This is a genomic window from Paenibacillus sp. UASWS1643, from assembly GCF_008693195.1.
Lineage (GTDB): Bacteria > Bacillota > Bacilli > Paenibacillales > Paenibacillaceae > Paenibacillus > Paenibacillus amylolyticus_B.
In genome coordinates, this window is record NZ_VXKZ01000079.1 from 1 (window position 1) to 13,218 (window position 13,218).

Genomic DNA, 13,218 nt, shown 5'->3' on the forward strand with positions numbered 1-13,218 from the left:
AGTTTCTAAGATTGAATTCACCTGCAAAGGCAACTAGGCTCGATTTTATTAAACACTACAAACGATTGACCTTTCTTGAACTGCGTGGCAAATTCAACGGATTTGCTTCCATTGCTGCATGCCTCCAACTGCATACGCTCATTCTGAACTGCACGGTCGAAAGTGCTGATGTGTTGGCGGAACTGCCCATGCTTCAATATCTATCCCTGGATCACTGTGAGTTAAAAGGGGGATTGGATGTATTGACACAGTCGACCATCTCGATGTTGAAGCTCAGCTCTGTTCGCAAACTGACAAGCATTCAGGGACTCGAACAGATGCGCGGGCTGGAATATCTGCATCTGTCCTTGCCTAAGCTGGAGCATTTATGCGACTTTTCCCATCTGAACTCTCTCAGACAACTCGAACTGGACTATATGAAATCGTTACGGGATACCCAACATCTATGGACAGCCCGTGCTTTGGAGTCTATTGAACTGAAAGAGATTAATACGGCGCTCAAGGCGGATTCATTTGCTGGACTGACCGGGCTGGAGCATTTGCGCCAAATCGATTTTCGTTTTATTGATGTTAACAAAGGACGAATTGCAGCTATGCGTGATCACCTGGACAATGCCGGAAAATCCCATTTGTTATATGAAAATATCCCTGAGCATGAACGCCTGAATTCTATAGGTATTGCGCACTTATCGCATGTATTAATTTAAACGGGCTTCTGTCCAGCGTGTGTATACAGAGCGCACTCCGGTGAACGGACCGATTGAGGCGTGTAGATGTCATTGCTATCTAGGTGTTCGTATCCGTTAATGCAGGCATGTTGATCTCTTTCACGCAGGCCGCTTTGGACAAGCTGATGATACATCGAACGATGGTAACCATATCCTGCAGGGGAATGCGGGTCCCGTCATACTCGGCCAGTGCACGTTCCATCCCGTCTTCATACGGAATTTCTGCCGCCAGTTCTCCCGGGTTGATGCATGTCACCGCGATGCGGTCATTCCTCGTATGTTCTCTTAGAGCTTCCGTAATACCCCGTATGGCAAATTTGGAGGCGACAAAAGAAACCTGGCTGCTGCCTGCATTGCTCAAACCGGCTGTTGAACCGATCAGGATGATCTTCCCTGCTTCAGACTGGCGGAGCTGAGGCAGTAAAGCCTGTATACATACAATCGTAGAAGTCACATTCACATGGATCAGCTGACTGATATCTGCTGGTTCATCCTTATCAAACGTGTAGTGCTCTTCGAATCCTTCCTTTTCCCAGATCCCCACGTTATAAATAAGCACATCCAACGTCTCGCCTTGAAGCTCGCTGGCAACTTGCTCCGCGGCCTGAAGCTCGGAAAGATCAGCCTGAATCCATATTCGCTGGACGCCATCCTCCACGGACAGACTTTCCGGCTTGCTGCGGGAGACCACCCAGACCTTTTCACCGGATTGTGGCACGCCTCTGACAAATGCATCGCCTAATCCCTTGCTTGCACCAAAGACAATTATATTTTTCATACGGAACCCTCCTTGTTGAATAGCATTTAGTGAATATACATTAATCTATATCTTACTATAGAGGTGATGTATGGAACATGAAGTTTGAATGAGGTATGCTTCATCCTTGGCATAGAAAAACCACCCCTGCTCCCGCAAGAACGGGAGAGAGGTGGTTGAACAGATCGTGATGACATTAATGGTAAAGTTTTAACTCGGCAATGGACCACCACCACTCGGGAGTGTCCGCGGTCAAAACCATTTTGATGTATCGCGCCGTTTGTTTGGAGAACGTATGTGAAATGACGGGTTCTGTTCCCAGGACTTCCGTAACCCCATCCCAATGTTCGCCATCATCAGAAGTGTAGAACTGGAAACTGCGAGCATAATCGTTAATGCTGCTGCCCGAATCCATGGTCAAGCGGCTGAAGCTCTGCTTGCTTCCCAGATCAATCTGGACCCATTGATCGGCATGTTGACCAGATGAAGAGGTCCAGCGTGAATTCAGATCGTCGTCTAGCATCGCCAGAACATCTCCAGAGGTGGAGGCAGTCGCTGTCCATGATGTTCGATCCAGTTCAGCAGGTAGCAGATGATCCTGTTCCCCGGATATCCAGGGTGTCTGATCAGCGGTATAGACCTCTAATTCAGCCACGGACCACCAATGAGAATCAGTACCCGTCTGTACGACCTTAATATAACGTGCTTCATGCGATGCAAAGGGGATAGAAACCAGCGGATCTGATCCTTCACCCGAAGCCAGGGCTTCCCCCCATTGCTCTCCATCCAGGGAAGTAAATACTTCATAACCGCGAGCAAAGTCTTCACCGCTGTGCGCGCTGTCCAGCACAATCCGATTCACTGGTTGCGAGGCTCCCAGATCAATCTGAATCCATTCGCCGCCTGTTTGAGTCTGACCGGAGGTCCAGCGTGTTTGGTCCGAGCCGTCGAGTATAGCCGATGCATCGTCTCCGGTTGAAGTTGTTACGGACCAGCCGTCTGGCAGCAACCGCTTTTGTTTGCCCGTTCCATTATAATGAATAAACAACTCGGAGATCGTCCACCATTGATCGGAATCCCCAATCTGTACCATTTTCACATAACGAGCCTGCTGTTCAGGGAAGGTGATGGACATGCGTCCAGGCGTGCCTTCGCCGCCCGTAATGGATGTGCCCCAGTGTTCACCGTCATCCGAGACATAAATCCGATACTGTCTCGGATAGTCTTCTTTCGCATGGCCCGGGTCCAATTCTATGGCATCGAAAAAACTCTTCTGGCCAAGGTCAATGGTAATCCATTGTCCTTTGGTTTGCTTCCTACCGTTTGTCCATACTGTATCTGAACTTCCGTCCAGCATATTGGCTGTCACATCTGCTCCTTGAGTAGAGGAGGCGGTTACGATCCATGAAGAGCGATCTGGAGGCGGTACGGGCTGTGGGAGCTCTGGTGTTGCTTCAAGTTTGCCAAATCGGGCAAGCTTGAGTTCAGAGATCGACCACCAGCTGTCCGCAGAGGAAGTCAATACAATCTTGACATAACGGGCAGTTTGCATGCCCAATTCCACGGACAAACTTGGAGATGTTCCAGCGCTCTCTGCGATAGGCTGGCCCCAGTTCTCGTTATCTTTGGATACGTAGATTTCGTACCCGTGAGCATAATCACCGCCGTTGTTGCCGGAGTTCATGAATACCGTATCCATAGACTGTTCGCTTCCCAGATCAATATGCAGCCAATCGCCGGGCTTCTGAAGCTGTCCGGATGACCAGCGTGTAGTCAGATCACCGTCGACCATGCGCTCTACCGGCTCCGAACTGGAGGATGCCGTAATGGTCCATTGGCTCCGATCGAGATAGACTACACCCTGAGAGGCATCCGGCTGTTTAACAACGGAATGTTCCAGCGGGTTAACCTTTACTTGCGCTTTGGCATAAACGGTAGCCGAACCCAAAGCGCCATTGGCATTGTAGAAATGCACTGTTTTGACAGTGTCGGACGGATTCCAGATTTGCGCTGTATAGACGCCGTCTTTTTCGTACACGGTTGCTGCCGGATCATCTGCCCAGATTTCCATCGTGCGTGTTCCGGTAGAAGCCATGCTGTGCATGAACCAGTACGCGTTAAAGACTTCATTTTGCTGCATCTCGCTCGTATTCCATTTGGCTAGAGCACCTTGCGGGTCTCCAATGGACTGGAACGGCCAGATAATATGTTGCCATGTGCGCTCCTGCTGACCGCCAAGATCCTTGATGAGACCATTGTAGAGAGCCTTAGTATTCTGCGGATCACGTCCATAATAGGTCATCCATTCCGCTGGTGGCAGCCAGTGAATACCGTAAATGTGCTCGGCCTCATTCGAGAAGTAGGTTCCATACAGGTAGGCGCTGCCGTAGACATGACCTACCGTAGCATGTTGGTAATCCTCCAGCCAGTTATCCCCGTCATAGTTAAACCAGTATTGCTCGGCAGCCTTCTCTTCGGTCACGAAACCCCAGATTCCGGTGTCGCGATAGGCTTTGTTGCCTGTCACCTCACCCCACATATATTGGCCGACCCAACTAAAGAGGGCTTCACCTGCCGCCTCCTGGTTATTCCCGCTGCGATTATCAGCGTAACCACCTGCCCAGGAGTGGCCTGCGTACGCATCAAAATTGCGAAGTCTTGGAAACTGATCATCTGTCCGTGAAGGATTGGCATAGTCCCGAATCAGAAGCTCAACCATGTCGCCGTAATCTTGCAAGAATGCTTGGTCATATGTGGCCAACACAGCCGATGCAATAACGTAATAGCCGTAGGTAAAATGATGATCTGTCAATCCGGTATTAACACCAAATCCACTACCGTAAGGGAAAATGGTTCCCCATTCATCCGAATAATAAAAATAATACGAGTGCAAAGGTTCATCCGGCGAATAAGTATACCAATCTGTCAAAATGTTTCGAAGCAGGGACAGATAGTGGTCTCGTCGCACCGTATCTCCGATCTGGTCGCTGATAAGTACACCCAGCGCAAGCGGATGAAGCTTTTTCCCTTGCCAGTAAGGATCCTCGCTCATCAGATTGCCTGCCGTATCCGCGTCAAGCTGATCCAGATAGCTGATTAATTGTGCACGTGAGTAGGTCGGATCATCCGGCTCTACAAACTGCGGAATAATGCCATAGAATCGATCCTGTGTCGTAAACGTATTGCCTTCACTTACTTTCATCATGCCGCGAATGGAAGGGTAAGCAAGCTCCGTTAACGGAGTAGTCGCCAGTTTCCATTGGTGCGGAAACAAGGCCATGAGTGTCTCGGAGGAAAAGCCTGCCCGTTTCGTCTGGGTTACCGAGTTGAAGGTAGTCGTTACCAGTGAAGTGCTCTCGTTATATTTGTAGTCCACTTGTGTATCGGTAACAAAGGCGTAGGCATGCTGGTAATAATAAGGCAGCTCTGCCGCGGACGGCAGGGTAGCCAGTGACAGATAGTTTTCGCTCTGGCCCAGCTTGATCTTGAGCGTATTGCCAAGTTTCATAAATACGGTTCCTTCAGGTGCAAAGATCCCGTAATTTCTTGTAAAGGTCTGAGGCTTTGGCGCTCTGTCCTGATTGGTTATTTCAACGCCGATATGATCGGCTGTCAGCGATTCTCCATCCTTCAGAACAATTTCACGGTTCTGATCATCGAAGAGACGTGTGATGTTGGGCGAACGAACAATAATGGTATCCGGGTTAGCGAAGGTGTTGTACAGGAAAGGGGAACCCTTCACAAACGTGGTGTTCATTTTGGCCGTGTCATCATCACTCATGATGATCGTGGCGGAATAATCCCCATACCCCGCCACCTTGGTATTGACCTCCGCCGGGTTCATATTGCTGGTGGTCATGATCAGATCCGGTTCTCCGTCAGCGTCCATAGAACCGCCATCGGCCGAAACGTAGCCAGCTCCGGGATTCAGAATTTGAAGTCCTTGTTTGGTATATCTGCTTTTGAGCGGGAGTGTGACCAGACTGTTGCCATCCCCCAGATCGGATACAAGAATAGACTGCCACCAGTCATTGGAAGGGAGAGGCGCCGTAATATCAGATGTACGATTTTTCGGATTTTTCGGTTGCAGCATCGTGATGTCATTTACAGCGTAACTGCCGGAACCCATCTGTACGGATGACGGTTCAGGGATATTCGGAATGGTATGCACAGGTTTGGCATCACCTTCGATATACTCGTAGACATCAAATGCGTACAGGGAGTATCCATTGGTTGTTCCTCTGCCAAGTCCGGCCAATTTCACATACCGTGCTTCGGCGTATACCGGAATTTCATCCCGTCCACCGTTGCTGTGCAGTTCCCGGTACAATGTAGTCCATTGCTGTGCATCATTGGATACTTGAATATCATATGCACGTCCGAAAGCGTTTTCCCATTGCAGGGATACATTCCCGATTTCCCGGCTTAGTCCAAGGTCTACAACAATCCATTCCTGATCCTTGTAGATGGAAGACCAGCGTGTATCCGAATTGCCATCCGTTACATTCCGGGCTTCGTAATTCCCTTTTTCCATTTTGGCTTTATCCTCGGCTGAACGGCTGGGCTCATCAATTTCTTCCGAAGACGCGGTAACCGGTTGTCCAAGTGCAAGGTTCATGGCTGCTGGTTTGGGAGGTGGATTTGCTCCGCCCGTCCCGTATACATTGAATTCGTATACAGAGATGCCATAGGCTGGCTGTGCTCTTTGATGACTGAACAAGCGCACATATCGTGCCTCCGCTGTGACCTCAATTTCGGTCAGGCCGCCTTGCCCCTTCGTTGTGGAGTAAACAGACTGCCAATGGACCTCGTCGTTGGATACTTCCAGATCAAAGCTGGAAGCATACGCATTTTCCCACTGGATGGAGATGCCCGAGATGGAGGCCACCGCGCCTAAGTCAACATAGATCCACTGCGGATCTTGCTGCCATATGCTTTCCCAGCGGGTGTTTTTGTTGCCGTCAACCACATGGTCTGCCGTATTGCCGCTCAGAGATGAGGAACTGTACACCGGCCGGTTCAGGGATAACAGATGATGTTCCTCATCTGCGGCGTGCACTTTTGAGATTGGCCACAGCGGGATGCTGCTAATCAATAACAGAACAGATAACATCAAGTTGATGTAGATGTGGCGTGTTTTTCCTTTTTGACTCGTTCTTACCTTCATATGACTCTCCTTCTCCTTTGTTAGCCCTCCATCTCACCAGATAGAGCTTATTTTCCTTCTCTTACTCGCTACCGTATGTATCATTCTGTTCTCCCGTGTTGCATTTGTGAGATGTGAATCCAATGCTCAACACGGGATATTCAGGTGCCCCATTTTGTATATCGATCATTTGGTCTGGAATATAAAGGTTTTTTAATCGTTTTCGTGGAAAAAGAGACATATGTCCTACATAATGTATGGGGGATGTGCAACTGTGAAATCAAGATTCGGAATCGTGGTTCTCCAACAATACGATATCTTCGCCCCGTTGTTGTCTGAGAGCAATATTGTCCCTCCCCCAAGCACACATGACATCCACGCTGCCGCATTATGCAGTCTACGGTGCCTCGTTCCAGGCTACGGATGAAGAGATTAACCGAAGTGCTGAAGAATACATGCGTTATATAAAACAGTTCCGGGATTTTTAAAAGTTAAAAGCTGAAACTCTTCATAAGAAATGTACTGAAAAGGACCTGGCTCACACATGGTGAAGTCCAGGTCCTGATTAATAACCGAAAAATTAATAACCGAATACAACCACATTTATTCTACGCGGAAATAATCAAAATCTGCATATCCTCCGGTAGACTTCGTTGCATAATTGAATAGTGCAAACCGGTATCCCATAAAGTGTGGCAGGGTGTAAGACATTTGAAGTGTATTGCCGATGGTTGTCCAGTTGCTGCCATTCAGGCTATAAGCAAAGTAGGCTTTGTCGGTTTGGTTCGTAAAATCACAGATGACGCGGAGATAGATTCTGTTCTGGTTTAATGGCACCGTTGCTACTTCGGTCATGGTGCCGGAACTGGCATTAGCCATAATGATGGATTTGGTGCTGCCTGTCATTTTAACGCCGACAAAACCATATTTGGCCTGAAAAGCAGCGAGCCCAGCATAATCACCATCCTTCATGCCTGCTGTATCCAAAGAAGTAATCCCTGTGCTTTTTGGACCATAGGTTCGTTGTGTCAGCGTGTTGCGGGCTTCCAACAGGTTTTTGCTGATTTTGCCAGCGGTTAACCGCATGAACCCGGGCCGCTGGAGCAGGGACCAGTTGGCAGCATCGGGGTTATGATTCCATTGCCAGTATGGAGCCAGACTGGATGTGCCGGTAGATGAATTGCTCGTCAGGGAGACGTCATCCACATAAAACGCCATCAGATCATTGGTCGGGTCAGGATTCGAGTTATATGGTGTTTCCACAAAAATAAAGCTTTGGGACAGGTCTGCATTCGACGGAACAGTATACGTACCTTGAAGAGCACCCCATTGTCCGCGGGTTAGCGTCGCACTTCCCATAATGGAAATTCCGGTATAACTTGCACCGTTCTGGATGCTAAGATTGAACGTTTTGGTTGCAGGACCAGTCGTGTATTTGATTTTTGCCGAAAAAGAGTACGTTTCTCCTGGTACCAGCTTGCCTGTAACCATCTGTTTGGCTCCGCCTGCTGTCTGCTGTCTGCTGCTGACGAGCAGGCTTTTTGTACCGCTGAACGCTTCGGCATTTGTTACGGTGATGGTCGCCGTATTGTTGCTGGTCCAGGGCTGAATGCTGCTCTCCTCAAAGCCGCCGTTCACTAACAGTTGCGTTACTGAGGGTGTGCCTGATGTGGTTGCGTTGAACTCATCGGACCCGTAGATTTTGGCAGCTGGCTGACCTTCAACGGGCAAATTCATGTTCAAGGGGACCTTGCCATTCACCCCAAACACAGGCCAGTTATCCGACCACGTCACCGGCACGAGATAGGGGATGCGTCCAATGGCCCCGCTATCTCGAAACAGCAAGCCGTACCATGCACCGGATCCGGTATCCACGATGCCTCCTTGCGCAATACCCGAGTCTCTGAGTACAACTTTACCTGTGTATGGCCCTGTCAATGTGTTTGCACGATAGGCAAGCTGAATGCGACCATCACCCGAAGGCCAGGCAATCAGGAATACATAGTACATACCATTGATCTTCTGAATGTGTGCTCCTTCTGCCTTCACAATCATGTTGGAGCCGGCTACACTGCTCGCGTTGAGAATCAGGACCTGATTGAGGCCGCCGGACTTGACCGCCTTGGCATCAGGTGTCAGTTCAACGATACTGATATTGTCACTGCCGTGAACAAGAAAGGTTCGATTCCCGTCAAACAAGAGGGAGGGGTCATGGTAATAACTGTTCAATGTGTAAGGTGTCCACGGCCCTGTTTCAATATTGCTGGTTTGGTAAATATACGTATTGCCGGTGGAAAGCGAGCCAAAAGCCACATAATAGACACCGTTGTTGTACCGCAAGCTGCTCGCCCAGGAACCACGCCCATACTCGTTTTGTCCGTTGTTCAGGTTCTGTATATCCCCGTTTCCAAGCGTATCATATACATAGTTTACGATGCTCCAGTTGACCAGATCATAAGACTTCATGACGGGTACTCCCGGATTCATGTGCATCGTTGTGCTTGTCATATAAAATGCATTGCCCACCCGAATGACGTCACTGTCAGGAACATCCGCGTAAATAATCGGATTGCTGAACGTTGCTGCTGAAGCTGCCGGACTGGTCAAAGGGAATGATGTTATAAGCAAAGGAAGAGCGAGTAGAAGAGCACTGATTTTTTTCCACATATTCTATCCTCCCAATTGATCATGTCCTATGAATTAAAGCGAGTACTCCAGATAATCAATGTAAGCATCCCAAGTGCCATTATCCGTTGTTACGACCAGCTTGATTTCCTGGTTGCCTGTAGCGTGAGTGATGCCGGTGAGGGTTTGAACGGTCGGCTCCGTTCCCGTGAAGTAGAAAGAACCAGCGGTTACACCCCCGATGACCAGATCAACACGGGCTGTATTATTGTTGTTGGAAGCGCCGCGGACAGAGAATTGATGGGTTGGGAATGCAAAATATTGATTGTATGCTGCATAATCATTGTTCCCGTAAAGAGCGACTCCATTAAAAGGAGAACTAATTACGCCAGCGTATTGGCCGCCAAGCGTCATATTCTCGGCTTCGTAACGGGTAACGTTTGGATTTGGATTAGGATTTGGGTTAGGGTTGCCGCCCGAACCGGATGTGAATTGCCAGTAGTCCAGTTTGAACAGGTTACCATTGCCCGAGCCTGTAAACACCAGATACAAACGATGTACCCCTGTAGCGTTGGTAACATTGGTCTCCATCTCGCGCCAAGTTTGCGAACCGCCAGTTGAACTTACGTTAAGTGTTCCAACTAGTGGGCCTGTCGGACTGTCCAATCGGACCTCGATGTTGCCATTTCCGGTAGAAGCGACATTAGCCTTGAATTTGGAGGCTCCGGCTGAGCCAAAATCAACATTGCCGACCGCGATCCAATCTCCATTATGAATATTAGTAACATTCTGATTGGCTACAGGTCCACCGCTCGCTTGACTCGGTTCAGTGTTAATTCCCGCTTGCCAGCCGATGGTTTCCGCTTCCACCCGGACATACGGGTTGAGGTTGGTCGTTTGGGATACACCAGTCATGTTACCCTGCACTTCCTGGATGGAGCCATCCGCGTTGTGGGTCAGCTTGTTAATGTGGGTGGAACGGTACCCTTTGCCATCACCGAGGAATGCCTTACTCACCGTTTGTGCATGGTACGCCACATACCATTCGTTGTTGAACTGGAACACGGCATGGTGGTTATTGCCGCCTACGCCGAAGAACGTGCCAGGATTTTTCAGAAAGTGACCTTTATACGTAAAAGGGCCCATCGGGCTGTCGCTGACCATGTATCCAATCTCACCTTTTGGATATGCAGTGGGATGCGTCCCTGCAAAGTTGATGCAGTAGGAGTAGTAATATTTGCCGTTATACTTGTGAATGCCAGAATCTTCGAACATATAAGGAGAATCAATAGTAACCGCACTGCCCACCACGCTGGTCATGTCGGCACCGAGACGAATGACCCGAGCTGTTTTGGGATTGGCAATGGAAGCAGCATTGGTATCGTTTGGAATACCGCCTCCAGCATACAAGTAAGCAGAGCCATCATCATCGACAAGAACAGCCGGATCAAAGAGCCAGGTTACACCAGACATCCCCGGTGTTCCGTGTGTCAGGAGGGCACGTCCGATTGGGTCGGACCAAGGACCGATGGGAGAATCCGCTGTGAGTACCCCGATACCTCCGCCCGAGTTGGCAAAATAGAGAAAAAACTTTTCTTTGCCGGCAATGGTTTTCTTCGCCATGGCAGGAGCCCAGGATTGGGTAGCCCATTTGGCAATACCTTGTCCATTATTGGCATTATTCGCACCCGCTACAGGGATGGAACCATGGTCTGTCCAGTTCACCATGTCAGCTGAAGAGATGACGTTAATTTTCCCGATGGTGCTGTACTGGTTCTCTCTGACAGAGCCGTCACTGTTGTACAGATATGCATCACCTGTCATGTAGACATAGACCCGATTGTTATGGACGAGCACATAAGGATCAGCTCCCAGTTTATGATCGATGAGGGCATTGGAATTTCCAGGGAGTTTGGCAACTGCTGCATTGGCTGCATGGCTCGATTCAACGGGTAGGGTGACAAAGATTAGCAGACACGACAACAACAAAACTAGCGGTTTACGAATCATACGTTTCGCCTCCATGAGATTGTTTAGTTGGTGAGTCGAAATTCAGAATAGCAGTGATGATGAAATGCCCAAAAACGAAGAGATTTTCCTCATGTCACCCCCTTCTTGAAATAATGGTTAGGTTGGCTGTTAAGTTAAGTCTTCATGTTGTCATATATGGTTTAAGCCAGACGACCTGTGCACCGGGTACATGGGCACGGCAGCAAGGAGAGTGGCTATAACCCGAAGTACGCCTGCATCTGTGTGTGCGATTAGAAAAGCTATAATCTGTCAGGTTTCTTTTTGTAATCGCTTTCAATAAAATGGGTTAGAACACATGAAATTTGGCGAAGAAAGAGATTTGGTCACGTTTAAATGTAATTATTTTTCATATTTTCTTTTAAATGTTTATTAACTTGACGATATCATATCACAATTTTAAGATAATACAATCTTTTTCTATTTGGTGGAGAATCAAGAAGGATTACTATTCTATGGATAAAACTCAAACGGATGGTTCAGCATCAACTGTATGTTCATAACCTCATCAAATAAACACGAATATAAACACGTCTTAAGCAGCGGCCGTGATCGAATGGGGGATAGGTCGTTTTTTTTGCTGGAATCGAGTTAGGTCATTAAACAACAAACTCGCCTACTGATGCTCAACTTTCACTAGCAAAATGTCTTCTCCCTGTTGTACATATTTCATTCAGTGTATAGATAAGCACGGGGCATACAAGGTTGTTGTTTATTGATAATGGTGAAAAAGCCCCCTGTGTTTTGTCCACACCGTCGATTGAGTTTTTGAATATTACTATCAAGTGAGCTTATGCCAAATATTGATAGAGTATGAGGTTCATAAAAAGGTGGGATGGGGAAAAATGTCTATTTTATTAACAGGACCGATTGAAAACAACCCGGTTTCCGGAGTTAGACCGACACAACAGATAACGATTAAATTGGTAAGTCAGACTGATGTGGATTCTGTAACAGTATCCATTCAGGGTTATGTGCTAAGCACAACGAGAACGTTGTATGTAAGTGAAGTGATTAGTATAGCCCCTAACGAAGCAGTGACCAGAGATTATTTTGCAGATTTAGATGCGTTTGAGTTTGTATTTGAAACAGATGTGGCAAGTGTGAAGGAAGTAGGGATTTCAGTGTGGGGCAAACAAGCCTCTGGACAATTGGTTGATGCACACCGGGTGGTGGAGCACGAAAAAACAGCTAATAACATTTAGAAGATAAGAAATAACCAAAAGAGGAGATGTAGCGATGAGCTTTTTATCTACAGGGCCGATAGAAAATAATGTTGTTAGCGGTGTAAGACCGACTCAGACAGTTACTGTCAGAATTGATAACCGTAGTGATGTGACAGCCTCAACCGTACAAATACAAGGGTATTACATGAGTGGTGGAATAAGAGTACTGTATGTCAGTGAGTCTTTTGACATCGTACCCAATCAAGTAATAACCAACAACTATTATGGCAATTTTGATGCCTTCGAGTTTACTTTTACAACACCAGCGGTAGGTAATGATCCTGTTCAAATATCCGTATGGGGTAAGAGCAGCACAGGAGCTTTGGTAACAGCCCATCGTCTGGTTTCTTCCGAATTACTGGGTGAAATTCCAAGCATCACCGGGGCCACAGGAGCAACAGGGGCAACGGGAGTAACAGGGACTGCAGGTGTAACCGGAGTTACGGGAGCAACAGGGACCGCAGGTGTAACCGGAGTTACGGGAGCAACAGGCATCGCAGGTGTAACCGGAGTTACGGGAGCAACAGGGACCGCAGGTGTAACCGGAGTTACAGGAGCAACAGGCACCGCAGGTGTAACCGGGGCTACGGGAGCAACAGGGACCGCAGGTGTAACCGGGGCTACGGGAGCAACAGGGACCGCAGGTGTAACCGGAGTTACGGGAGCAACAGGCATCGCAGGTGTAACCGGAGTTACGGGAGCAACAGG

Annotated in this window: 6 protein-coding genes and 1 pseudogene; 3 read left to right on the forward strand and 4 right to left on the reverse strand. The window is 48.3% G+C overall.

Annotated features, from left to right (window positions below; genetic code table 11):
• Nucleotides 1-707: leucine-rich repeat domain-containing protein (locus FE296_RS00510; protein WP_150364007.1), on the forward strand; the 707-nt coding region annotated here is incomplete at its 5' end.
• A gap of 79 nt (nucleotides 708-786) precedes the next feature.
• On the opposite strand, the gene FE296_RS00515 is transcribed toward FE296_RS00510, so the two are convergent.
• The 4 genes from FE296_RS00515 to FE296_RS00540 all read right to left on the reverse strand — a co-directional run bounded on the left by FE296_RS00515 (nucleotide 787) and on the right by FE296_RS00540 (nucleotide 11,266).
• Nucleotides 787-1,506 carry an SDR family NAD(P)-dependent oxidoreductase gene (locus tag FE296_RS00515; RefSeq protein ID WP_150364008.1) on the reverse strand — a complete coding sequence of 240 codons (720 nt, stop codon included), beginning with the start codon at nucleotides 1,504-1,506 and terminating at the stop codon, nucleotides 787-789.
• A gap of 175 nt (nucleotides 1,507-1,681) precedes the next feature.
• On the reverse strand, nucleotides 1,682-6,652 hold the full coding sequence (locus tag FE296_RS00520) for a discoidin domain-containing protein (protein WP_150364009.1): 4,971 nt from the start codon (nucleotides 6,650-6,652) through the stop codon (nucleotides 1,682-1,684).
• 582 nt (nucleotides 6,653-7,234) lie between these two features.
• On the reverse strand, nucleotides 7,235-9,298 hold the full coding sequence (locus FE296_RS00535; protein ID WP_150364010.1) for a beta-xylosidase family glycoside hydrolase: 2,064 nt from the start codon (nucleotides 9,296-9,298) through the stop codon (nucleotides 7,235-7,237).
• A 33-nt stretch (nucleotides 9,299-9,331) separates the two neighbouring features.
• A complete protein-coding gene (locus tag FE296_RS00540; protein ID WP_150364011.1) occupies nucleotides 9,332-11,266 on the reverse strand; it encodes a carbohydrate-binding protein in 1,935 nt (644 codons plus the stop codon).
• Between the two features lie 863 nt (nucleotides 11,267-12,129).
• Between FE296_RS00540 and FE296_RS00545 the strand changes: the two genes are divergently transcribed.
• Nucleotides 12,130-12,489, forward strand: a complete 360-nt coding sequence (locus tag FE296_RS00545; RefSeq protein ID WP_124115896.1) for a hypothetical protein — start codon at nucleotides 12,130-12,132, stop codon at nucleotides 12,487-12,489.
• 34 nt (nucleotides 12,490-12,523) lie between these two features.
• Nucleotides 12,524-13,218 (forward strand): annotated as a pseudogene (locus tag FE296_RS00550) (YVTN family beta-propeller repeat-containing protein); the annotation flags it as partial.

What these genes read in the sequence shown, in the direction of transcription:
- FE296_RS00520 (WP_150364009.1), bottom strand. Translation starts at nt 6,652, where the DNA reads ATGAAGGTAAGAACGAGTCAAAAAGGAAAAACACGCCACATCTACATC.
- FE296_RS00515 (WP_150364008.1), bottom strand. Translation starts at nt 1,506, where the DNA reads ATGAAAAATATAATTGTCTTTGGTGCAAGCAAGGGATTAGGCGATGCA.
- FE296_RS00535 (WP_150364010.1), bottom strand. Translation starts at nt 9,298, where the DNA reads ATGTGGAAAAAAATCAGTGCTCTTCTACTCGCTCTTCCTTTGCTTATA.
- FE296_RS00540 (WP_150364011.1), bottom strand. Translation starts at nt 11,266, where the DNA reads ATGATTCGTAAACCGCTAGTTTTGTTGTTGTCGTGTCTGCTAATCTTT.
- FE296_RS00545 (WP_124115896.1), top strand. Translation starts at nt 12,130, where the DNA reads ATGTCTATTTTATTAACAGGACCGATTGAAAACAACCCGGTTTCCGGA.